The organism is Citrobacter sp. B72 (genome assembly GCF_016894305.1).
GTDB lineage: Bacteria > Pseudomonadota > Gammaproteobacteria > Enterobacterales > Enterobacteriaceae > Citrobacter > Citrobacter portucalensis.
The window spans coordinates 3,603,644-3,626,168 of record NZ_CP069801.1 but is presented as its reverse complement, the minus strand read 5'-3'; the positions used below and the strand labels follow the sequence as shown (position 1 = coordinate 3,626,168).

Genomic DNA, 22,525 nt, shown 5'->3' with positions numbered 1-22,525 from the left:
AATCTAAATTGTATGGTTAGAGAAAATTCCCGCCATCATAACATCGCCAACGATGAGGGGAAGTGGGTAACGCATGTAAATTCATTGTGTTGTCCGTTTTATGACTTTGTGGAGACTATAAACGGACTTTTTGCAATAAATTGGAGTGAGGAATCAGTGAACTTCATCCGTTTGAATGAGAAAATCAGACAAGCGCTAATTTTTTGTTGCTAAGGTGTAATGAAAACGGTAAAAGCGGCTAGTATTTAAAGGGATGGGTGACATCTCAGCGTTGTCGGAGGAAAAATTTCATGATGATTCGTGAGCAAATAGAAGAAAAATTAAGGGCAGCGTTCGAACCCGTGTTCCTCGAAGTTGTGGATGAAAGCTATCGTCACAATGTCCCGGCTGGTTCTGAAAGCCACTTTAAGGTTGTACTGGTTAGCGATCGCTTTACAGGTGAACGTTTTCTTAATCGTCATCGGATGATTTACAGCACGTTAACGGCGGAGCTTTCCACAACCGTTCATGCGCTTGCCCTGCATACCTACACTATTAAGGAGTGGGAAGCGTTGCAGGATACGATTTTTGCATCGCCTCCGTGTCGTGGAGCGGGAAGCATCGCGTAAAAACGGATTTGCAACAACCGACGCTTTTCCAGTATGTTGCTACAGATTATGTGAAAACGGCCTGCGGGCCGTTTTGTTTTGTCTGAATTCTGGGGCAGTCGTACAGTATTCAGACAAAAATTAGCCGGGAATTGTGAAAAAAGCCGCAGCAACGCGCGATAACCGTTCTCGACTCATAAAAGTGATGCCGCTATAATGCGCGTCTTATTTTTCGGAATGTCTTCGGGATGATTCTGACGACAGGGAATGTGATTGCTTATGAGAACATCCCAGTTCCGCGAAGCCAACAACCTGTGCTTGCGGAGAAGAGTTGACCGAGCACTGTGATTTTTTGAGGTAACAAGATGCAAGTTTCAGTTGAAACCACTCAAGGCCTTGGCCGCCGTGTAACGATTACTATCGCTGCTGACAGCATCGAGACCGCTGTGAAAAGCGAGCTGGTCAACGTAGCGAAGAAAGTGCGTATTGACGGTTTCCGCAAAGGAAAAGTACCGATGAATGTTGTTGCTCAGCGTTATGGCGCGTCTGTTCGCCAGGACGTTCTGGGTGACCTGATGAGCCGCAACTTCGTTGACGCGATCATCAAAGAAAAAATCAATCCGGCTGGCGCACCGAACTACGTTCCGGGCGAATACAAACTGGGTGAAGATTTTACTTACGCGGTAGAGTTTGAAGTTTACCCGGAAGTTGAGCTGACTGGCCTGGAAGCAATCGAAGTTGAAAAACCGGTTGTTGAAGTTACCGACGCTGACGTTGACGTAATGCTGGACACCCTGCGCAAGCAGCAGGCTACCTGGAAAGACAAAGACGGCGCTGCTGATGCAGAAGACCGTGTAACCATCGACTTCACCGGTTCTGTAGACGGCGAAGAGTTCGAAGGCGGCAAAGCGTCTGACTTCGTACTGGCGATGGGCCAGGGTCGTATGATCCCGGGCTTTGAAGAAGGCGTTAAAGGCCACAAAGCTGGCGAAGAGTTCACTATCGACGTGACCTTCCCGGAAGAGTACCACGCTGAAAACCTGAAAGGTAAAGCTGCGAAGTTCGTTATCAACCTGAAGAAAGTTGAAGAACGCGAACTGCCAGAACTGACTGAAGAATTCATCAAACGTTTCGGCGTTGAAGATGGTTCCGTAGCAGGTCTGCGCGCTGAAGTCCGTAAAAACATGGAACGCGAGCTGAAAGGCGCTGTGCGTAACCGCGTTAAGTCTCAGGCGATCGAAGGTCTGGTAAAAGCTAACGACATCGACGTTCCGGCTGCTCTGATCGACAGCGAAATCGACGTTCTGCGTCGTCAGGCTGCACAACGTTTCGGCGGCAACGAGAAACAAGCTCTGGAACTGCCGCGTGAACTGTTCGAAGAACAGGCTAAGCGTCGCGTAGTTGTTGGTCTGCTGCTGGGCGAAGTGATTCGTACCAACGAACTGAAAGCTGACGAAGATCGCGTTAAAGGCCTGATCGAAGAGATGGCTTCTGCTTACGAAGATCCGAAAGAAGTTGTTGAGTTCTACAGCAAAAACAAAGAGCTGATGGACAACATGCGTAACGTCGCTCTGGAAGAGCAGGCTGTTGAAGCCGTTCTGGCGAAAGCGAAAGTGACTGAAAAAGCCACTTCCTTCAACGAACTGATGAACCAGCAGGCGTAATTCGTCGCTTTTTTAGCTCGAATTTCGTACGCAAGCCCGTCACCTTTTGGTGGCGGGTTTTTTTTTGTCACGCATTTTGCATGGGAAGAGTGCGAAAACAGCGTTTCAGTGTTAGCGTTACAACAAAAGATTGTTATGCTTGAATTATGGCGATGTCGTACCCATTACTGAGGGACTAGCTGATAATCCGTCCATAAGGTTACAATCAGCACAGCAGGTTTTTTCAAATTTTATCCAGGAGACGGAAATGTCATACAGCGGCGAACGAGATAACTTTGCACCCCATATGGCGCTGGTGCCGATGGTCATTGAACAGACCTCACGTGGTGAGCGCTCTTTTGATATCTATTCTCGTCTACTTAAGGAACGCGTCATTTTTCTGACCGGCCAGGTCGAAGACCATATGGCTAACCTGATCGTGGCGCAGATGCTGTTCCTGGAAGCAGAAAACCCAGAAAAAGATATCTACCTGTACATCAACTCCCCTGGTGGAGTGATCACTGCCGGGATGTCTATCTATGACACCATGCAGTTTATTAAGCCGGACGTCAGCACCATTTGTATGGGCCAGGCGGCCTCAATGGGTGCGTTCCTGCTGACCGCCGGGGCGAAAGGCAAACGTTTTTGCCTGCCTAACTCTCGCGTCATGATCCACCAGCCTCTGGGCGGTTACCAGGGCCAGGCAACGGATATTGAAATTCATGCCCGTGAAATCCTGAAGGTAAAAGGGCGCATGAACGAACTTATGGCGCATCATACGGGTCAATCTCTTGAGCAGATTGAACGTGATACCGAGCGCGATCGCTTCCTCTCCGCTTCTGAAGCGGTAGAGTACGGTCTGGTCGACTCGATTTTGACCCATCGTAATTAATGCCCAGTGCGCAGGTGTGCCGCTATAATTACCTGGAGCGGCACAACGCTGACTAGCGTCTTGCGCCTGAGAATGGCATTTGCGTCGTCGTGTGCGGCACAAAGAACAAAGAAGAGGTTTTGACCCATGACAGATAAACGCAAAGATGGCTCGGGCAAATTGTTGTACTGCTCTTTTTGCGGCAAAAGCCAGCATGAAGTGCGTAAGCTGATTGCCGGTCCATCCGTGTATATCTGCGACGAATGTGTTGATTTATGCAACGACATCATTCGCGAAGAGATTAAGGAAGTAGCACCGCACCGTGAACGCAGTGCGCTGCCGACGCCACATGAAATTCGCAACCACCTGGACGATTACGTTATCGGTCAGGAGCAGGCGAAGAAAGTGCTGGCGGTCGCGGTATACAACCATTACAAACGTCTGCGCAACGGCGACACCAGCAATGGCGTCGAGTTGGGCAAAAGTAACATCCTGCTGATTGGCCCGACGGGTTCCGGTAAAACGCTGCTGGCTGAAACGCTGGCGCGCCTGCTGGACGTTCCGTTCACCATGGCTGATGCCACCACGCTGACCGAAGCCGGTTATGTGGGTGAAGATGTTGAAAATATTATTCAGAAGCTGTTGCAGAAGTGCGATTACGACGTGCAGAAAGCACAGCGTGGGATCGTCTATATCGATGAGATCGACAAGATTTCTCGTAAGTCTGATAACCCATCTATTACCCGTGACGTTTCCGGCGAAGGTGTACAGCAGGCGCTGTTGAAACTGATCGAAGGGACGGTTGCTGCCGTTCCGCCACAGGGTGGTCGTAAACATCCTCAGCAGGAATTCCTGCAGGTTGATACCTCCAAGATCCTGTTTATCTGCGGTGGTGCCTTTGCCGGTCTGGATAAAGTGATTGCTAACCGTGTTGAAACCGGCTCCGGCATTGGTTTTGGCGCAACGGTAAAAGCACAGTCTGATAAAGCCAGCGAAGGTGAACTGCTGTCGCAGGTTGAACCGGAAGATCTGATCAAATTTGGTCTGATCCCTGAGTTCATCGGTCGTCTGCCGGTTGTGGCAACGCTGAGCGAGCTGAGCGAAGAAGCGTTGATCCAGATCCTCAAAGAGCCGAAAAACGCCCTGACCAAGCAGTACCAGGCGCTGTTCAATCTTGAAGGTGTCGATCTGGAATTCCGTGAGGAAGCGCTGGATGCGATCGCTAAGAAAGCGATGGCGCGTAAAACCGGTGCTCGTGGTCTGCGTTCTATCGTCGAAGCCGCGCTGCTCGACACCATGTACGATCTGCCTTCTATGGAAGACGTCGAAAAAGTGGTGATCGATGAGTCGGTGATTGGCGGTCAGAGCAAGCCATTACTGATTTACGGTAAGCCGGAAGCGCAGCAGGCATCTGGCGAATAATTCATCAATTCATACAGACATTTAATTAAAAAGGGGGGATTTTATCTCCCCTTTTATTTTTCCGTAAACATGGCGTTGAATGTGTGGGAAACATCCCCATATACTGACATACATGTTAAAGGTGGTGTGAAGCACAGTCGTACCACCTGATTACCTGGCGGAAACTAAACTAAGAGAGAGCTCTATGAATCCTGAGCGTTCTGAACGCATTGAAATCCCCGTATTGCCGTTGCGCGATGTGGTGGTTTATCCGCACATGGTCATACCCTTATTTGTAGGGCGGGAAAAATCTATCCGTTGTCTGGAAGCGGCTATGGACCATGATAAAAAAATCATGCTGGTCGCACAGAAAGAAGCGTCAACGGATGAGCCGGGTGTAAACGATCTTTTCACCGTCGGGACCGTGGCCTCTATTTTGCAGATGCTGAAACTGCCTGACGGCACCGTAAAAGTGCTGGTCGAGGGGTTACAGCGTGCGCGTATTTCTGCGCTGTCTGACAACGGCGAGCATTTCTCTGCGAAAGCAGAGTACCTTGACTCGCCTGCTATTGATGAGCGCGAACAGGAAGTGCTGGTGCGTACCGCTATCAGCCAGTTCGAAGGCTATATCAAGCTGAACAAGAAAATCCCACCAGAAGTGCTGACGTCGCTGAACAGCATTGACGATCCTGCACGTCTGGCGGATACCATCGCTGCACACATGCCGCTGAAGCTGGCTGACAAGCAGTCCGTGCTGGAGATGTCCGACGTTAACGAACGTCTGGAATATCTGATGGCGATGATGGAGTCTGAAATCGATCTGCTGCAGGTTGAGAAACGCATTCGCAACCGTGTGAAAAAGCAGATGGAAAAATCTCAGCGTGAGTACTATCTGAACGAGCAGATGAAAGCTATTCAGAAAGAACTCGGTGAGATGGACGATGCACCGGACGAAAACGAAGCGTTGAAGCGTAAAATCGACGCGGCGAAAATGCCGAAAGAGGCAAAAGAGAAAGCGGAAGCAGAACTGCAGAAGCTGAAAATGATGTCTCCTATGTCGGCGGAAGCGACCGTGGTGCGTGGCTACATCGACTGGATGGTACAGGTGCCGTGGAATGCGCGTAGCAAGGTCAAAAAAGACCTGCGTCAGGCGCAGGAAATCCTCGATACCGACCATTATGGTCTGGAGCGCGTCAAAGACCGTATCCTTGAGTATCTCGCGGTTCAAAGCCGTGTAAATAAAATCAAGGGGCCGATCCTGTGTCTGGTTGGACCGCCGGGGGTAGGTAAAACCTCTCTGGGGCAGTCCATCGCTAAGGCAACTGGGCGTAAATACATCCGTATGGCGCTGGGCGGCGTGCGTGATGAAGCCGAAATTCGTGGTCACCGCCGGACCTATATCGGTTCTATGCCGGGTAAACTGATCCAGAAAATGGCCAAAGTGGGCGTTAAAAACCCGCTGTTCCTGCTTGATGAGATCGACAAAATGTCTTCCGACATGCGTGGCGATCCGGCTTCCGCACTGCTTGAGGTGCTGGATCCAGAGCAGAACGTGGCGTTCAGCGATCACTACCTGGAAGTGGACTACGATCTCAGCGACGTGATGTTTGTTGCGACCTCTAACTCCATGAATATTCCGGCACCGTTGCTGGATCGTATGGAAGTGATCCGTCTGTCCGGTTATACCGAAGACGAAAAGCTGAACATTGCCAAACGTCACCTGTTACCGAAACAGATTGAGCGTAATGCGCTGAAAAAAGGTGAGCTGACGGTCGACGATAGCGCCATTGTGGGCATTATTCGTTACTACACCCGTGAAGCAGGCGTGCGTAGTCTGGAACGTGAAATCTCTAAACTGTGCCGTAAAGCGGTGAAACAGCTGCTGCTGGATAAATCGCTGAAACATATTGAGATCAATGGCGACAACCTGCACGACTATCTGGGTGTACAGCGCTTTGACTATGGCCGCGCGGACAACGAAAACCGCGTTGGTCAGGTGACGGGGCTGGCGTGGACGGAAGTGGGCGGCGATCTGCTGACTATCGAAACCGCCTGCGTACCGGGTAAAGGTAAGTTGACCTACACCGGTTCTCTGGGTGAAGTCATGCAGGAGTCGATTCAGGCTGCGCTGACCGTGGTGCGTGCGCGTGCGGAAAAACTGGGTATTAACCCGGACTTTTACGAAAAACGCGACATCCACGTTCACGTACCTGAAGGGGCTACGCCGAAAGACGGTCCAAGTGCGGGTATTGCTATGTGTACTGCGCTGGTTTCTTGTCTTACCGGTAACCCAGTTCGCGCCGACGTGGCGATGACGGGTGAGATCACCCTGCGTGGTCAGGTTCTGCCTATCGGTGGTTTGAAAGAAAAACTGCTGGCGGCACACCGTGGCGGCATTAAGACGGTCTTAATTCCCGATGAGAACAAACGTGACCTGGAAGAGATTCCGGACAACGTAATTGCCGATCTTAATATTCACCCGGTGAAACGTATTGAGGAAGTTCTGACTCTTGCGTTGCAAAATGAACCCTCTGGAATGCAGGTTGTGACGGCAAAATAGTGACCTCGCGCAAAGAGCATTAATAAAAACAGGGCTGGCAGGCCATTTCGGGCTTGCCAGCCTTTTTTTGTATAGCTAATTTAGATAACGGATTGGGCTTGCCATCATTAACGGGTGTTGTAAGGGCATGGCAGGCCTGATATAACTGCTGCGCGGTCGCACTTTGAAGGATTCAGGTGCGATATAAATTATAAAGAGGAAGAGAAGAGTGAATAAATCTCAACTGATCGACAAAATTGCTGCAGGGGCTGATATCTCTAAAGCTGCGGCTGGACGTGCGTTAGATGCAATTATTGCTTCTGTTACTGAATCTCTGAAAGAAGGTGATGACGTAGCGCTGGTAGGTTTTGGTACTTTTGCCGTTAAAGAGCGTGCTGCCCGTACTGGTCGCAACCCGCAAACAGGTAAAGAGATCACCATCGCCGCGGCTAAAGTACCGGGCTTCCGTGCAGGTAAAGCACTGAAAGACGCGGTAAACTAAGTGATTTCCCCTTTGGGGATGTGACGAAGTACAAGGGCGCATCGACTGATGTGCCTTTTTTATTTGTAATTCCGGTACTTTCTACGCGTTGTGGGCTGACAATTGCCCCTGTTTCTTGTCACAATAGACCTTTGTGCGCAGCGTTCAGGAAACGCTATGCTGCGTGAAGCATATATACTCAAAATCCTTGTTGCCGTTGTTGTCATCAACGCGGGGGCAGCAGAAAGGATAACGCGTATAGTCATCTACAGCGGAGTGTGGTTACACCATGATGGACAGCTTACGCACGGCTGCTAACAGTCTCGTGCTCAAGATTATTTTCGGTATCATTATCGTGTCGTTCATTTTGACCGGCGTGAGTGGTTACCTGATTGGCGGGGGCAATAACTTCGCCGCCAAAGTGAATGGCCAGGAGATAAGCCGCGGGCAGTTCGAGAATGCGTTCAACAGTGAACGTAACCGCATGCAGCAACAGCTGGGCGATCAATACTCCGAGCTGGCCGCGAACGAAGGTTATATGAAAACGCTGCGTCAGCAGGTGCTGAATCGTCTAGTTGACGAAGCACTGCTGGATCAGTATTCCCGCGAGCTTAAGCTCAACATCAGCGACGATCAGGTTAAACAGGCCATTTTCGCCACGCCTGCGTTCCAGGTGGACGGCAAGTTTGATAACAACCGCTACAACGCGATTGTCAATCAAATGGGAATGACTGCAGACCAGTACGCTCAGGCATTACGTAATCAGCTTACGACACAGCAGCTGATTAACGGTGTTGCCGGTACGGACTTCATGCTGAAAGGCGAAACGGACGAACTGGCAGCGCTGGTCGCGCAGCAGCGTATCGTGCGCGAGGCGACGATTGACGTTAACGCACTGGCCGCGAAGCAGTCTGTTACCGAGCAGGAAGTTGCCAGCTACTACGAGCAGAATAAAAACAACTTTATGACGCCGGAACAGTTCCGCGTGAGCTACATCAAGCTGGACGCTGCTGCTATGCAGGAGACGGCCAGCGATGCTGATATTCAGTCTTACTATGACCAGCATCAGGATCAGTTCACTCAGCCGCAGCGTAACCGCTACAGTATCATTCAGACCAAAACGGAAGATGAAGCCAAAGCGGTACTGGATGAGCTGAACAAAGGCGGTGATTTTGCTGCGCTGGCGAAAGAAAAATCTGCCGATATCATCTCTGCCCGTAAAGGCGGCGATATGGGATGGCTGGAAGATTCCACCACCCCGGATGAGCTGAAAAATGCTGGTCTGAAAGAAAAAGGCCAACTGTCTGGCGTAATTAAGTCTTCCGTTGGTTTCCTCGTTGCGCGTCTTGACGACGTACAGCCCGCGCAAGTTAAACCGCTGAGCGAAGCCCGTGACGAGATTGCGGCAAAAGTGAAGCAGGAAAAAGCGCTGGATGCGTACTATGCGCTGCAGCAGAAAGTCAGCGACGCGGCCAGCAATGATAACGAATCTCTGGCGGGTGCAGAGCAGGCTGCGGGTATGAAAGCGGTTGAAACGGGCTGGTTTAGCCGTGACAGCCTGCCGGAAGAACTGAATTTCAAACCAGTCGCTGACATCATTTTCAATGGTGGTCTGGTTGGTGAGAACGGTACGCCTGGCAGTAACTCCGATATCATCACCGTGGACGGCGATCGTGCGTTCGTGCTGCGTATTGCAGAGCACAAAGCTGAAGCCGTGAAGCCACTGGCTGAAGTGAAAGAGCAGGTAACTGCGCTCGTTAAGCACAATAAAGCAGAGCAGCAGGCGAAGCTTGATGCCGATAAACTGCTGGCGGATCTGAAAGCCGGTAAAGGCGATGAAGCGATGAAAGCGGCGGGTCTGAGCTTTGGCGAGGCGAAAACGCTGAGCCGTACGGGTCAGGATCCGCTGAGCCAGGCTGCCTTTGGTCTGAGCCTGCCGGCGAAAGACAAACCGAGCTACGGCGTCGCGAACGACATGCAGGGTAACGTTGTTCTGTTGGCGTTGGACGAGGTGAAAGCTGGTTCTATGCCTGAAGCGCAGAAGAAAGCGATGGTTCAGGGGATCACTCAGAACAACGCGCAGATTGTCTTCGAAGCGCTGATGAGCAACCTGCGTAAAGCCGCAAAAATTAAAATCGGTGATGCGCTGGAACAGCAGCAATAACCGAGGCAGTTCGCAAAAAATTGCAAAAAGTTGTACCTACCAAAGGCCGCTTTCGCGGCCTTTTCCATTTCTGATATTTGCCGTTTGTCTGCCGTTCTGCACCTCGCTATCGTGATTCCACTGTTAACAAACAAGGAGAAAACAGTATGAAACATGGAATCAAAGCTCTGCTTATCACTCTTTCATTGACCTGCGCTGGTATGGCCCAAACCGCATTGGCGGCTGAGCCTGTCGCCAAAAGCCAGGCGACTCAAACCAAAGCGGAAAACTCAGGGGCGGCACACAGCAAAGCCACACTGCCCGCTAAAGCAAGCGACGATGAAGGTACCAGGGTAAGCATCAACAGCGCTTCTGCTGAGGATTTAGCGCGAGTCATGAATGGCGTGGGTCTAAAGAAAGCGCAGGCGATTGTGAGCTATCGTGAGGAGTACGGGCCGTTTAAAACGGTGGACGATTTAAAGCAGGTGCCGGGCATGGGTAGTTCGCTGGTTGAGCGTAATCTGGCAGTTTTAACACTTTAATAACTTGCAGAGCGCTGAAAGTTTGCCAGACTGTAGAGGTCATACCAGTTATGACCTCTTTACCCTAAAGTCTGTTCCTATAAAAACAACGTAAGGCTCCTGCGCTATGCAAACACAAATCAAAGTTCGTGGTTTTCATCTTGATGTCTATCAGCACGTTAACAATGCCCGCTATCTGGAGTTTCTGGAAGAGGCCCGCTGGGATGGTCTGGAAAACAGCGACAGCTTTCAGTGGATGACCGCACACAACATCGCTTTTGTGGTCGTGAATATTAATATCAACTACCGCCGTCCTGCGGTGCTGAGCGACCTGCTGACTATCACCAGTCAGGTTCAACAGTTAAATGGCAAAAGTGGTGTGTTAAATCAGACCATTACCCTGGAGCCGGAAGGGCAGGTGGTGGCTGATGCGCTGATTACGTTCGTCTGCATTGATTTGAAGACGCAAAAAGCGCTGCCGCTGGAAGGGGAGTTGCGCGAAAAACTGGAGCAGATGGTGCAGTAGTGGCTGCGACTGCCGGAAGGCGATGCTCAAGCGTCTTATCCGGCCTACAAGAGTTGCTGCAACTGCATGTAGGCCGGATACGCAAAGCGCCATCCGGCAATACAATCACTTTAACCCGGTTTTCTGTTTCATTGCCGCCATCACTGCAGGTTTATCCGCCAGATAATGGTTCAGGCCGTTGGCCCGCAGATTACACGCCGCACAGTGACCGCAACCGTCACCTTTGATGCCGTTATAGCAGGTCAGCGTTTCTTCGCGTACCAGGTCCAGCTTGCCCCAGTAATCGGCCAGTGCCCAGGTTTCGGCTTTATCGATCCACATCAGTGGGGTTTCAAAGCGAATATCTTTCGCCATCCCCAGGCTTACAGCATGGTTCAGGGCTTTAACGAACTCATCGCGACAGTCCGGATAGCCGGAGAAATCGGTCTCACAAACGCCGGTAATGACCGCCTCTGCCTGCACCTGGTACGCGTAAATTGCTGCCAGCGTTAAGAACAGAATATTGCGTCCTGGCACAAAGGTATTGGGAATGCCGTTCGCATCCGGTTCGTAATCGGGTACCGGAATGTTATCGCGGGTCAGGCTGCTGACAGCCAGTTCACTGAGCAATGTGACATCAAGTACTTTGTGCGCGCGCGCGCCAAGTTTTAAGGCCAGGTCACGTGCGACATCAATCTCAGCGCGATGGCGCTGACCATAATCAAAGGTCACGCAGTGCACTTCATCATACTGATGCAGCGCTTGCGCCAGACAAGTCGTGGAGTCCTGACCTCCACTGAATACAACAACGGCACGTTTCATGGCTTTTCCTGACAAAATAACGAAGCCCTTATGGTAGCGCCTGGGCGTGCCGTCGACCAGCTTCTTCACGCTGAAGGAGGTGGCAGCCAGGCTTCGGTAAACTCGAACCAGCCACGAGGATTCAGGCGTACGCCGTTCACGCCCGGTGGCGCGCTGATGCGATAGTGATAATTGAACAGTGGCGTCAGGGTAGCGTCATGCATTAGCGTAGCGAAAACTTGCTGTAAAGCCGCGTGGCGATCGTCCTCATCGGCCTGAATTTGTAGGGCATCCAGGGTCGTTTGCAAATGTGTGTATGCGGGCGCATTCAATACATGTGACCAGAGCTGATCGCAGCGCAACCACTGTTCGAGAGTATATTCAGGTGCCTCACCAATCAGCCTATCGCCCATCATCAGGTCGGCCTGGGCTAAGGGATGATCGCCATCCCAGTTTTTAGCATTATGAAAAATAAGCGTTAATTCACAGCCGAGCAGCGCCAGCGCCTGGCGAAGCTGTTCAGCCATAGCGTGAAGTTCTACCGGCAGGTGATAAGCCAGCGTCAGCTTTTCCGGTAATGCCACCTCATCGAGTTCATCCCATTGCGGGATAGTCCATCCGGGGAGCAGTGCATTGCTTGGCGTGATCAGATTTTCATCCACTTCAAGCGTTTGTAGCAGGGAAGAACGGTGGATGATATTGATCAGTCTACGGGCCTGCTGCGTATTCAGGCGCGCGCTTTTTCTGAGCGTGAGATAGCAAAAACCAAGACTGATCCCGCTGCTTACCTGGCTTAGCATAGGCAACTCTTCGGGTTTACCAATCGCAATTTGCACCGGATGGCGACAGCTGGTGCCCAAATCCTGGGAGAAGAGCTGCGGGGTTATCCAGTATTCAATGGCTTTTAGCAGCGGATGACTCAGATGGTAGTGATCGTGACTCTCGATACGCACCAGCTCAGGAGTAAACAGCGTCAACCGGAACGGGCCGGTACCCACAAACGGGTGCTCAGGATGCGCCAGGTGACTGCTGTAGCTTGCCAGACGGTGCGCCAGCCAGAAGTCGGGACGATGCAGAATAAAGGTCAGACACTGGGGATGCGTCACCTCAATGCGCTTTACGCTGATAAACAGCTTATTCAGCGCGGGGAGTTCTAACAGCTTCAGCAACTGCTGATGTAGCTGTGTGCTGCTGACCGCATCGCCGTTATGCCAGTACAGGGTGGAACGAATATAGAAATCCCAGCGCAGGCCGTCAGCGGAGATATTCCAGTGGTGGGCTAAGTCTCCACAGGGACGTTGCGTAGTGCTGTCAAACCGGGTCAGGCCAGAGAAAACTTGTCCAGCGAGGTGTTGCTCCGCGCGACCGGGGAGAAAACCGGGGTGCAAGGGGTCGAGCGGGCGGTAATAGGGTATACGCAGGGTTGGCGTGTCGTTTTGCCACTGACCGCCCATAAACGGTTGTAGCAGTGTTCTCAATTCGCCCGGCGCCAGCTGAGCCAGTTCCAGTACGCTAAGCTGCTCGCCCTTTTGCAGGGCCTGTTCCATCATGGTGTTGCGCAGTGAATCTGGCGTCACTAAAAACCGCAGCTGCCCCCGTTTCCCGCGCCCCGACTGGGCATGCCACTCCAGCCAGCCCGCATCCTGCGCTTGCTTTAGCAGGGTACGTACATGGCGTTCGCTACAAAAACAGCGTTCGGCCAGTTCCCCGACGGTCACCGACTGCGGTTCGCCGTTCGAGGGCAGCCACAGGCGTTGGTACTGGTTCAGGCGATTAAGCAGACGCATTGATACTTTTTCCTTCAGGATGTTCGTTAACGGTGTATGCGTAGAGAAACCCGGAACAATTCATTTTATCTATTCACTATTACTTCCGTATATCTCAGGTGATACTGGATCACAAGTTAACCGCGTCACAGTGTGGAGAAAGAAATGGCTCGTCTGGCTGCATTTGATATGGATGGCACCCTTTTGATGCCGAATCACCATTTAGGTGACGAAACGCTTTCAACGCTGTCGCGCCTGCGTGAACGCGATATTACTCTGACATTTGCCACCGGTCGCCATGTGCTTGAGATGCGCCATATTTTAGGCTCGATCTCGCTGGACGCCTTTTTGATCACGGGTAATGGCACGCGCATTCACTCTGTTGAGGGCGATGTGTTACACCGTCAGGATCTGGATCCGAATGTCGCGGATATTGTGTTGCATCAGAAGTGGGACACTACCGCCAGCATGCATGTCTTTAATGACAATGGCTGGTTCACCGGACAAGAGATCCCCTCACTGCTGCAGGCGCATGTGTATAGCGGATTTCGCTACCAGATCGTCGATGTGAAACGTATTCCGGCGCATCAGGTTACGAAAGTCTGTTTCTGCGGCGATCATGACTCTCTGATCCAATTGCGAATTCAACTGAATGAAGCGCTGGGTGAACAGGCGAATCTCTGTTTTTCCGCGTTTGATTGCCTTGAGGTGCTGCCGCTGGGCTGTAATAAAGGATCCGCGTTGGCGGTATTGAGCGACCATTTAGGTTATTCAATGGCCGAGTGTATGGCGTTTGGCGATGCCATGAACGATCGCGAAATGTTAGGCAGCGTTGGGCGCGGCCTGATTATGGGTAACGCGATGCCGCAACTGATTGCTGAACTGCCTCATTTATCGGTGATTGGGCATTGCCGTAATCAGGCAGTGTCACACTTTTTGACGCATTGGCTGGACAATCCACATCTACCTTATTCCCCCGAATGAGAGATCCCTTCCAGCAAGCCAGACTTCGCGTCTGGCTTTTTTTATCCCATTAATGGGTGTTCAGTAGTTGGGCAAGCTCCGCTTTCCACGGCGTTAAATCACCGATGTGAGCGTCGACCCACTGTGGGTTGTAGTAGGTTTCCAGATAGCGTTCGCCGCTGTCACACAACAGTGTCACCAGCGAACCGGTAACGCCTGCATCGCGCATACGGGCGGCAAGTTGTAGCGTTCCCCACATGTTTGTGCCGGTAGAGGCGCCGACCTTGCGGCCCAACTGCGTTTCCAGCCAGTGTGCGGTGGCCACGCTTGCGGCATCCGGCACGCGCAGCATTTCATCGACCACGTCAGGAATGAAAGACGGTTCGACACGCGGGCGGCCAATGCCTTCAATTTTACTTCCTACCGGACTGCGTAACGTGGCATCGCGATCCTGCCAGAAGGGCAGAAAGACCGAGTTTTCCGGGTCCACTACCATCAGTTGAGTGTCGTAGCCCTGACAGCGAATATAGCGGCCAATGGTTGCTGAGGTGCCACCGGTTCCGGCGCTCATCACAATATGGCGGGGAACGGGGTTGGGCTCGCACTGCATCTGACGAAAGATGCTGTCGGCGATATTATTATTGCCGCGCCAGTCGGTGGCGCGCTCAGCGTAAGTGAACTGGTCCATGTAATGACCGTTCAGCTCACGCGCCAGTTGCTCAGAGGCCGCATAGATTTCGCAGGCGCTTTCCACGAAATGACAGCGACCGCCGTAAAATTCAATCTGTTCAACTTTACGTTTTGCCGTACAGGAAGGCATGACGGCAATAAATGGCAACCCTAACAGTCGAGCGAAATAAGCTTCAGAGACCGCCGTTGAACCGGACGATGATTCAATGATGGTGGTGCCTTCTTTGATCCAGCCATTACACAATCCGTACAGAAACAGTGAGCGTGCCAGACGATGCTTCAGACTCCCGGTCGGATGCGTGCTCTCATCTTTTAAATAGAGCTGAATGCCCGGGAACGCCGGTAGCGACAGGCGAATGAGATGCGTATCCGCAGAACGCTGATAATCCGCGTTGATTTCATTGATGGCGTTTTTAACCCAGGAGCTATTCATCATTAATAGATATCCATTTGTCATTTTGTGCCCAGAATAGCGAAAAGCACGGAAAAAATTGTTGCCATTTAGCCTTTAAAATAGAATGTAAGGAGAAAATTCTTCTCTGTGGAGTGGATATGTTAGACAAAATTGACCGCAAGCTACTCGGCTTACTGCAACAGGACTGCACCCTTTCTTTGCAGGCATTAGCAGATGCCGTTAATCTGACTACCACCCCCTGCTGGAAACGTCTCAAACGACTTGAGGATGACGGTATCCTGCTGGGCAGAGTCGCCCTGTTGGATCCAGAAAAACTGGGGCTGGGACTCACCGCGTTTGTGCTGATCAAAACTCAGCATCACAGCAGCGAATGGTATTGCCGCTTTGTCACTGAAGTGACCGGAATGCCCGAGGTTCTGGGGTTCTGGCGTATGGCAGGGGAGTATGACTACCTGATGCGAGTGCAGGTTGCTGATATGAAAAGCTATGATGAATTCTATAAGCGCCTGGTGAACAGCGTACCGGGCCTGTCTGACGTCACCTCCAGCTTTGCCATGGAACAGATTAAATACACAACTGCTCTACCTATTGAATAATTCTCCCGGCGCTTATTGCCGGAAATCTTGTCAGGACATAACGCGTGCGATTATTTGCTCAATTAAGCTGGTACTTCCGCCGGGAGTGGCGTCGCTACCTCGGGGCAGTGGCCCTGCTTATCATCATCGCTATCCTTCAGCTTATTCCGCCGAAAGTGGTCGGGATCATTGTGGATGGCGTGACGACTCAACGCTTCACCACCGAGCGGCTGCTGATGTGGGTGGGGACAATTGCCCTGATTGCCGTGGTGGTTTATTTGCTGCGTTATGTCTGGCGCGTGCTGCTCTTTGGCGCATCCTACCAACTGGCGGTTGAGCTGCGGGAAGATTATTACCGTCAGTTGAGTCGCCAGCATCCAGAATTTTATCTGCGGCACCGTACGGGCGATCTGATGGCGCGGGCAACCAACGATGTCGATCGCGTCGTATTTGCCGCCGGAGAAGGGGTGCTGACGCTGGTAGATTCGCTGGTTATGGGGTGTGCGGTGCTGATCGTGATGTCAACGCAGATAAGTTGGCAACTGACGCTCATTGCGCTGCTGCCGATGCCGGTGATGGCGTTGATGATCAAACGTTACGGCGATCGACTCCATCACCGTTTTAAGCTGGCGCAGGCGGCGTTTTCCAGTCTCAACGATCGTACTCAGGAAAGCCTGACCAGTATTCGTATGATCAAGGCCTTTGGGCTGGAGGATCGGCAGTCGGCATTATTTGCCGCTGATGCTGAAGATACCGGTAAGAAAAACCTGAGTGTGGCGCGCATTGACGCCCGCTTTGATCCTACGATTTATATCGCCATTGGTATGGCTAACCTGCTGGCGATTGCCGGGGGAAGCTGGATGGTGGTTCACGGCTCGCTGACGCTCGGGCAGCTCACCAGCTTTATGATGTATCTCGGTCTGATGATTTGGCCGATGCTGGCGCTGGCCTGGATGTTTAACATCGTCGAACGCGGCAGCGCCGCGTATAGCCGAATTCGCGCCATGCTGGCAGAAGCGCCGGTAGTGGATGACGGTACTGAACCGGTGCCGGAAGGACGCGGGGAGCTGGCGGTGGCGATTCGCGAATTTTGTTACCCGCAAACCACCCACCCGGCGCTGGAAAATGTGAATTTCCAGCTCAAACCTGGACAGATGCTGGGCATCTGTGGTCCGACCGGTGCGGGAAAAAGTACGGTACTGTCGCTGATCCAGCGTCATTTTGATATCACCCAGGGCGATGTGCGCTTTCATGATATCCCATTAACGCGCTTACAGCTGGATAGCTGGCGCAGCCGACTGGCGGTTGTCAGCCAGACGCCATTCCTGTTTTCCGATACCGTCGGTAATAACATCGCCTTAGGACGCCCGCAGGCCACGCAGGAAGAGATCGAGCATGTGGCGCGCCTTGCCAGCGTTCATGAGGATATTTTACGTCTTCCTCAGGGCTACGACACCGAAGTGGGCGAACGCGGGGTGATGCTGTCTGGCGGGCAAAAACAGCGTATTTCTATCGCTCGAGCGTTACTGCTGAACGCTGAAATTCTGATTCTGGATGATGCGCTGTCGGCGGTGGATGGTCGTACCGAACATCAGATCCTACATAACCTGCGCCAGTGGGGCGAAGGCAGAACCGTGATTATCAGCGCACACCGTTTATCGGCTTTGACGGAAGCCAGCGAGATTATCGTGATGCAGCATGGGCATATTGCTCAGCGCGGTGAGCATGAATCTTTAGTGCAACAGCCCGGTTGGTATCGCGACATGTACCGCTATCAGCAACTTGAAGCGGCGCTGTCTGATGCACCAGAGATAAACGAGGAGGCGGCTAATGCGTAGTTTCGGGCAATTATGGCCAACTCTGAAAAGACTGCTGGCGTATGGTTCCCCATGGCGAAAACAGCTGGCGATTGCGGTAGTCATGCTATGGGTGGCTGCGGCGGCGGAAGTCAGCGGTCCGCTGCTGATTAGCTATTTTATCGATAACATGGTGGCGAAGAACAATCTGCCATTGGCGATGGTTGCCGGGCTGGTTGCGGCCTATGTCGGTCTGCAACTGCTGGCGGCAGGTCTGCATTACGCGCAGTCATTGCTGTTTAACCAGGCGGCGGTTGGCGTAGTACAACAGTTACGCACCGACGTAATGGACGCTGCGCTGCGCCAGCCGCTCAGCGCTTTTGATACTCAGCCCGTCGGGCAGCTTATCTCCCGCGTGACCAATGATACTGAAGTTATTCGCGACCTGTACGTGACGGTGGTCGCAACGGTCCTGCGCAGTGCGGCCTTAATCGGCGCGATGTTGGTGGCAATGTTCAGCCTGGAATGGCGCATGGCGCTGGTGGCAATGGCCATTTTCCCGGCCGTGCTGGTGGTGATGGTGATTTACCAACGCTACAGCACCCCGATTGTGCGTCGGGTACGCGCTTATCTGGCGGATATTAACGATGGCTTTAACGAAGTCATCAACGGCATGAGCGTTATCCAGCAGTTCCGCCAGCAGGCAAGGTTTGGCGAGAGAATGGGCGAGGCCAGCCGCTCGCACTATATGGCGCGTATGCAAACCCTGCGACTGGATGGTTTTTTGCTGCGTCCGCTGCTGAGCCTGTTCTCGGCGCTGATCCTCTGCGGTTTGCTGATGCTGTTCAGTTTTACCTCTGGCACCTCCATCGAGGTTGGCGTGCTGTACGCGTTCATCAGCTACCTCGGCCGTTTGAACGAACCGCTGATCGAGCTGACCACCCAGCAATCAATGCTGCAGCAGGCGGTTGTCGCTGGTGAGCGAGTGTTCGAACTGATGGACGGGCCTCGTCAGCGCTATGGTGAAGACGATCGCCCGCTCAAAAGCGGAGACATTGAGGTGGATAACGTTTCATTTGCCTATCGCGACGACAACCTGGTGCTGCAAAACATCAGTCTGTCCGTGCCTTCGCGCAGCTTTGTGGCTTTGGTCGGACACACAGGCAGCGGCAAAAGCACGCTGGCCAGCCTGCTGATGGGATATTACCCGCTGACGCAGGGGGAAATCCGCCTTGACGGACGTCCGTTGTCTTCTCTGAGCCACGGTGCGTTACGTCAGGGCATCGCGATGGTGCAGCAGGATCCGGTGGTGATGGCGGATACCTTCCTGGCAAACGTCACGCTGGGTCGCGATATCTCAGAAGAGCGGGTCTGGCAGGCGCTGGAGACTGTGCAACTGGCAGAACTGGCTCGGGGTTTGAGCGAGGGGATCCATACCCGGCTGGGCGAGCAGGGCAATAATCTCTCCGTTGGGCAGAAACAGCTGCTGGCGCTGGCGCGGGTATTGGTTGAAACGCCGCAGGTGCTGATCCTCGATGAAGCCACGGCCAGTATTGATTCCGGTACTGAACAGGCCATTCAGCACGCGCTGGCGGCGGTCCGTGAACACACTACGCTGGTGGTGATTGCGCATCGGTTATCGACGATTGTCGATGCGGATACCATTCTGGTGCTGCATCGCGGTCAGGCGGTTGAGCGTGGTACGCACCAGCAATTACTGGCGGCGCAAGGCCGTTACTGGCAGATGTATCAGCTGCAGCTGGCGGGCGAAGAGTTAGCCGCCAGCACGCAAGAGGATTCTGTTATCGCCTGACGGCGCAGTGCTTATCCGGCCACGCGGTATCGTAGGCCGGGTAAGGCGTTTACGCCGCCATCCGGCAATCAACAATCTGGTGCAAAAATGTAACGCACTATGCACCGTTATAGTGCGTTTTTTCTTTTTCTCTCCCGATAGTACCCGGCGAACCTGAATCATTCCGCGTTTTTCATTCCTGGCACACCCCTTGCAATATTCCTCTCGTGTATCTGCAGCCACTACTGAATTCTGACTGGAGGGGATCTATGAAGCTGGTTACCGTGGTAATCAAACCGTTCAAACTGGAAGACGTCCGTGAAGCACTGTCGTCTATTGGTATTCAGGGGCTGACCGTCACCGAAGTGAAGGGGTTTGGCCGACAGAAAGGTCATGCTGAGCTGTACCGTGGGGCTGAATATAGCGTCAATTTTCTGCCAAAGGTGAAGATTGATGTGGCGATTGCCGACGACCAACTGGATGGCGTGATTGATGTCATCAGTAAGGCGGCATACACCGGAAAAATTGGCGACGGCAAAATCTTCGTCGCCGAGCTGCAACGTGTGATTCGTATTCGTACCGGCGAAGCCGACGAAGCCGCACTGTAACTTCTGGCACACAGTGATAGGAAACCAAAAAATGAAGATAGCAACGATGAAAACGGGTATTGCTTCACTGGCACTACTGCCGGGACTGGCGATGGCGGCACCGGCGGTTGCGGATAAAGCAGATAACGCTTTTATGATGATCTGTACCGCGCTGGTGCTGTTTATGACTATCCCTGGCATTGCGTTGTTCTACGGCGGTTTGATTCGCGGTAAGAACGTACTGTCGATGCTGACTCAGGTGACGGTGACATTCGCTCTGGTTTGTATTCTATGGGTGGTTTATGGCTACTCACTGGCCTTTGGCGAAGGGAATAATTTCTTCGGCAACTTCAACTGGGTATTGCTGAAGAACATCGCGCTGACGGCGGTCACGGGGAGCTTCTACCAGTACATTCACGTTGCTTTTCAGGGATCTTTTGCCTGCATCACCGTTGGGCTGATTGTCGGGGCGCTGGCTGAGCGTATTCGTTTCTCTGCGGTGCTGATTTTTGTGGTGGTGTGGTTAACGCTGTCGTACATCCCCATTGCACATATGGTCTGGGGCGGCGGATTGCTGGCTTCTCACGGCGCACTGGATTTTGCCGGCGGGACGGTCGTGCACATCAACGCAGCGATTGCCGGTCTGGTTGGTGCGTATCTGATTGGCAAACGTGTCGGTTTTGGCAAAGAAGCCTTTAAACCGCATAATCTGCCGATGGTCTTCACCGGTACCGCTATTCTCTACATTGGTTGGTTTGGCTTTAACGCCGGTTCAGCGGGAACGGCGAATGAAATTGCCGCACTGGCCTTCGTCAATACCGTGGTCGCCACCGCCGCCGCCATCCTCGGATGGATCTTCGGTGAATGGGCGCTGCGTGGCAAACCGTCTCTGCTGGGCGCCTGTTCTGGCGCTATTGCGGGTCTGGTGGGCGTAACACCTGCATGTGGCTACATCGGTGTCGGTGGGGCGCTGATTATCGGTGTGGTTGCGGGGTTGGCTGGCCTGTGGGGCGTAACCATGCTGAAGCGTTTTCTGCGCGTGGACGATCCGTGTGATGTGTTTGGCGTGCACGGCGTGTGCGGTATTGTTGGCTGCATCCTGACCGGGGTTTTCGCTGCCAGCTCACTGGGCGGCGTGGGCTTTGCTGAGGGCGTGACCATGGGGCATCAGCTGCTGGTGCAACTGGAAAGTGTGGCGATCACCATCGTCTGGTCCGGCGTGGTGGCCTTCATTGGCTATAAGCTGGCGGATATGACGGTGGGGCTGCGCGTACCGGAAGAGCAGGAACGCGAAGGTCTGGATGTGAACAGTCACGGCGAGAACGCTTATAACGCTTGATGTTTCAATCTGCCGGATGGTAACGCTTTTGCGCCACCATCCGGTAATTCTCAATTGCGATTACGCATTACCCCTTCCTGCACGGTAGAGGCGACCAGCACGCCGTCCTGCGTATAAAACTCCCCGCGTACAAAACCTCTGGCACCGGAGGCAGAAGTACTCTCGACGTTATACAACAGCCACTCATTAATATTGAACGGACGGTGGAACCACATTGAATGGTCAATGGTGGCGATCTGAATCCCTTTTTCCAGAAAACCAATCCCGTACGGCTGCAGCGCTACAGGCAGGAAGTTCAGGTCTGAGGCATAACCCAGCAGATATTGATGGACGCGCAGATCGTCCTGCAGCTCGCCGTTTGCACGGATCCATACCTGGCGCGCCGGAGGTGCGACGTGACCTTTTAAGGGGTTATGAAATTCAACCGGGCGCACTTCCAACGGACGATCGTTGATAAATTTTTCTTTCAACAGCGGCGGCAGTAAATGCGCCACTGAGCGGGCAATTTCTGTTTCTGATTTCAGCTCATCGGGACCCGGCGCATCCGGCATGGTTTTCTGATGTTCAAATCCGTCTTCCGGTGCCTGGAAAGAGGCGGTCATGTAAAAAATGGGTTTACCATTCTGAATTGCGGCAACGCGGCGCGCGCTGAAGCTGTTACCATCACGCAAGACTTCTACATCATAGATGATGGGCTTTTGGCTATCGCCGGGGCGTAAAAAGTAGCTGTGGAAGGAGTGCACCAGACGCTCTTCCGGTACGGTTTCTTTGGCGGCATACAGCGCCTGACCGACAACCTGTCCCCCAAAAACCTGACGTAACCCTAAGTCTTCACTTTGGCCCCGAAAGAGTCCTTCTTCAATTTTTTCCAGATTTAACAATGTCAGCAAATTTTTCAGCGCCAGACTCATACGTGCTCTCCAGGTTATATCGATCTCGCAGCGAGGTAGGCAGAGTATAACGCAATTTTGAAAGTGGTCCGATGGGTGCAATTGTCTGAATTAAAGGCCTATTACAGGCAAAAACAGCTGTCTTGTGCCACACTTAGTCACGTTATGTTTTTGTTAACCACTCTTCTGGCGAGGATAGTTCTCGCTGGTGCATAGATGA

Annotated in this window: 19 protein-coding genes; 15 read left to right on the top strand and 4 right to left on the bottom strand. The window is 52.6% G+C overall.

What is annotated here, in order from left to right; all coding sequences use genetic code 11:
* Window positions 1-290: 290 nt before the first annotated feature.
* From bolA to fadM, 9 genes are all read left to right on the top strand, one after another.
* Window positions 291-608: a transcriptional regulator BolA gene (gene bolA, locus JQN59_RS17325; protein WP_003021619.1), complete on the top strand. Its 318-nt coding sequence runs from the start codon at window positions 291-293 to the stop codon at window positions 606-608.
* Between the two features lie 344 nt (window positions 609-952).
* Complete coding sequence (gene tig, locus JQN59_RS17320) at window positions 953-2,251, top strand: trigger factor (protein ID WP_003021622.1); 1,299 nt, start codon at window positions 953-955, stop codon at window positions 2,249-2,251.
* Window positions 2,252-2,498: 247 nt separating this feature from the next.
* On the top strand, window positions 2,499-3,122 hold the full coding sequence (clpP, locus tag JQN59_RS17315) for an ATP-dependent Clp endopeptidase proteolytic subunit ClpP (protein ID WP_003021624.1): 624 nt from the start codon (window positions 2,499-2,501) through the stop codon (window positions 3,120-3,122).
* Between the two features lie 126 nt (window positions 3,123-3,248).
* The gene (clpX, locus tag JQN59_RS17310) at window positions 3,249-4,523 is read left to right on the top strand and encodes an ATP-dependent protease ATP-binding subunit ClpX (protein WP_003831013.1); all 1,275 of its coding nucleotides are present in this window, start codon (window positions 3,249-3,251) and stop codon (window positions 4,521-4,523) included.
* A gap of 184 nt (window positions 4,524-4,707) precedes the next feature.
* On the top strand, window positions 4,708-7,062 hold the full coding sequence (gene lon / locus JQN59_RS17305; RefSeq protein ID WP_003831014.1) for an endopeptidase La: 2,355 nt from the start codon (window positions 4,708-4,710) through the stop codon (window positions 7,060-7,062).
* Window positions 7,063-7,270: 208 nt separating this feature from the next.
* Window positions 7,271-7,543 carry a nucleoid-associated protein HU-beta gene (gene hupB, locus JQN59_RS17300; protein ID WP_003021629.1) on the top strand — a complete coding sequence of 91 codons (273 nt, stop codon included), beginning with the start codon at window positions 7,271-7,273 and terminating at the stop codon, window positions 7,541-7,543.
* A 268-nt stretch (window positions 7,544-7,811) separates the two neighbouring features.
* On the top strand, window positions 7,812-9,686 hold the full coding sequence (gene ppiD, locus JQN59_RS17295) for a peptidylprolyl isomerase (RefSeq protein WP_003831016.1): 1,875 nt from the start codon (window positions 7,812-7,814) through the stop codon (window positions 9,684-9,686).
* Between the two features lie 146 nt (window positions 9,687-9,832).
* On the top strand, window positions 9,833-10,207 hold the full coding sequence (locus tag JQN59_RS17290) for a helix-hairpin-helix domain-containing protein (protein WP_048214790.1): 375 nt from the start codon (window positions 9,833-9,835) through the stop codon (window positions 10,205-10,207).
* Between the two features lie 106 nt (window positions 10,208-10,313).
* Window positions 10,314-10,712 carry a long-chain acyl-CoA thioesterase FadM gene (gene fadM / locus JQN59_RS17285; protein ID WP_003021636.1) on the top strand — a complete coding sequence of 133 codons (399 nt, stop codon included), beginning with the start codon at window positions 10,314-10,316 and terminating at the stop codon, window positions 10,710-10,712.
* Between the two features lie 105 nt (window positions 10,713-10,817).
* Here the strand turns inward: fadM and queC are convergent, their stop codons facing one another.
* Together queC and JQN59_RS17275 are read right to left on the bottom strand one after the other, a co-directional pair.
* Window positions 10,818-11,513, bottom strand: a complete 696-nt coding sequence (gene queC / locus JQN59_RS17280) for a 7-cyano-7-deazaguanine synthase QueC (RefSeq protein WP_003021638.1) — start codon at window positions 11,511-11,513, stop codon at window positions 10,818-10,820.
* A gap of 65 nt (window positions 11,514-11,578) precedes the next feature.
* Window positions 11,579-13,279, bottom strand: a complete 1,701-nt coding sequence (locus tag JQN59_RS17275) for an SgrR family transcriptional regulator (RefSeq protein WP_048214789.1) — start codon at window positions 13,277-13,279, stop codon at window positions 11,579-11,581.
* A 144-nt stretch (window positions 13,280-13,423) separates the two neighbouring features.
* Here JQN59_RS17275 and cof point away from each other — a divergent pair, with 144 nt between their 5' ends.
* On the top strand, window positions 13,424-14,242 hold the full coding sequence (gene cof / locus JQN59_RS17270) for an HMP-PP phosphatase (RefSeq protein WP_008783948.1): 819 nt from the start codon (window positions 13,424-13,426) through the stop codon (window positions 14,240-14,242).
* A gap of 49 nt (window positions 14,243-14,291) precedes the next feature.
* Here cof and JQN59_RS17265 read toward each other — a convergent pair whose 3' ends face one another.
* Window positions 14,292-15,347, bottom strand: coding sequence for a PLP-dependent cysteine synthase family protein (locus JQN59_RS17265; RefSeq protein WP_220471131.1), 1,056 nt, complete (start codon window positions 15,345-15,347; stop codon window positions 14,292-14,294).
* Window positions 15,348-15,463: 116 nt separating this feature from the next.
* Here JQN59_RS17265 and decR point away from each other — a divergent pair, with 116 nt between their 5' ends.
* The 5 genes from decR (at window position 15,464) to amtB (ending at window position 21,415) form a co-directional block, all read left to right on the top strand.
* Window positions 15,464-15,922 (top strand): DNA-binding transcriptional regulator DecR, encoded by a 459-nt coding sequence (gene decR / locus JQN59_RS17260; RefSeq protein ID WP_003831023.1) that lies wholly within the window; start codon window positions 15,464-15,466, stop codon window positions 15,920-15,922.
* A gap of 44 nt (window positions 15,923-15,966) precedes the next feature.
* Window positions 15,967-17,739: a SmdA family multidrug ABC transporter permease/ATP-binding protein gene (locus JQN59_RS17255; protein WP_048214788.1), complete on the top strand. Its 1,773-nt coding sequence runs from the start codon at window positions 15,967-15,969 to the stop codon at window positions 17,737-17,739.
* Window positions 17,732-19,510 carry a SmdB family multidrug efflux ABC transporter permease/ATP-binding protein gene (locus tag JQN59_RS17250; RefSeq protein ID WP_008783952.1) on the top strand — a complete coding sequence of 593 codons (1,779 nt, stop codon included), beginning with the start codon at window positions 17,732-17,734 and terminating at the stop codon, window positions 19,508-19,510. Before JQN59_RS17255 ends, JQN59_RS17250 begins: the two co-directional genes overlap by 8 nt.
* Window positions 19,511-19,758: 248 nt before the next feature.
* Window positions 19,759-20,097: a P-II family nitrogen regulator gene (glnK, locus tag JQN59_RS17245; RefSeq protein WP_003021657.1), complete on the top strand. Its 339-nt coding sequence runs from the start codon at window positions 19,759-19,761 to the stop codon at window positions 20,095-20,097.
* 31 nt (window positions 20,098-20,128) lie between these two features.
* Window positions 20,129-21,415 (top strand): ammonium transporter AmtB, encoded by a 1,287-nt coding sequence (amtB, locus tag JQN59_RS17240; RefSeq protein WP_008783954.1) that lies wholly within the window; start codon window positions 20,129-20,131, stop codon window positions 21,413-21,415.
* Between the two features lie 50 nt (window positions 21,416-21,465).
* Here amtB and tesB read toward each other — a convergent pair whose 3' ends face one another.
* Complete coding sequence (gene tesB, locus JQN59_RS17235; protein ID WP_003831027.1) at window positions 21,466-22,326, bottom strand: acyl-CoA thioesterase II; 861 nt, start codon at window positions 22,324-22,326, stop codon at window positions 21,466-21,468.
* Window positions 22,327-22,525: the final 199 nt, after the last annotated feature.

Coding starts and splice junctions, on each gene's coding strand:
- tig (WP_003021622.1), top strand. CDS start 953: ATGCAAGTTTCAGTTGAAACCACTCAAGGCCTTGGCCGCCGTGTAACG.
- JQN59_RS17275 (WP_048214789.1), bottom strand. CDS start 13,279: ATGCGTCTGCTTAATCGCCTGAACCAGTACCAACGCCTGTGGCTGCCC.
- amtB (WP_008783954.1), top strand. CDS start 20,129: ATGAAGATAGCAACGATGAAAACGGGTATTGCTTCACTGGCACTACTG.
- bolA (WP_003021619.1), top strand. CDS start 291: ATGATGATTCGTGAGCAAATAGAAGAAAAATTAAGGGCAGCGTTCGAA.
- JQN59_RS17250 (WP_008783952.1), top strand. CDS start 17,732: ATGCGTAGTTTCGGGCAATTATGGCCAACTCTGAAAAGACTGCTGGCG.
- fadM (WP_003021636.1), top strand. CDS start 10,314: ATGCAAACACAAATCAAAGTTCGTGGTTTTCATCTTGATGTCTATCAG.
- clpP (WP_003021624.1), top strand. CDS start 2,499: ATGTCATACAGCGGCGAACGAGATAACTTTGCACCCCATATGGCGCTG.
- decR (WP_003831023.1), top strand. CDS start 15,464: ATGTTAGACAAAATTGACCGCAAGCTACTCGGCTTACTGCAACAGGAC.
- glnK (WP_003021657.1), top strand. CDS start 19,759: ATGAAGCTGGTTACCGTGGTAATCAAACCGTTCAAACTGGAAGACGTC.
- lon (WP_003831014.1), top strand. CDS start 4,708: ATGAATCCTGAGCGTTCTGAACGCATTGAAATCCCCGTATTGCCGTTG.
- queC (WP_003021638.1), bottom strand. CDS start 11,513: ATGAAACGTGCCGTTGTTGTATTCAGTGGAGGTCAGGACTCCACGACT.
- JQN59_RS17290 (WP_048214790.1), top strand. CDS start 9,833: ATGAAACATGGAATCAAAGCTCTGCTTATCACTCTTTCATTGACCTGC.
- JQN59_RS17265 (WP_220471131.1), bottom strand. CDS start 15,347: ATGATGAATAGCTCCTGGGTTAAAAACGCCATCAATGAAATCAACGCG.
- clpX (WP_003831013.1), top strand. CDS start 3,249: ATGACAGATAAACGCAAAGATGGCTCGGGCAAATTGTTGTACTGCTCT.
- tesB (WP_003831027.1), bottom strand. CDS start 22,326: ATGAGTCTGGCGCTGAAAAATTTGCTGACATTGTTAAATCTGGAAAAA.
- cof (WP_008783948.1), top strand. CDS start 13,424: ATGGCTCGTCTGGCTGCATTTGATATGGATGGCACCCTTTTGATGCCG.
- ppiD (WP_003831016.1), top strand. CDS start 7,812: ATGATGGACAGCTTACGCACGGCTGCTAACAGTCTCGTGCTCAAGATT.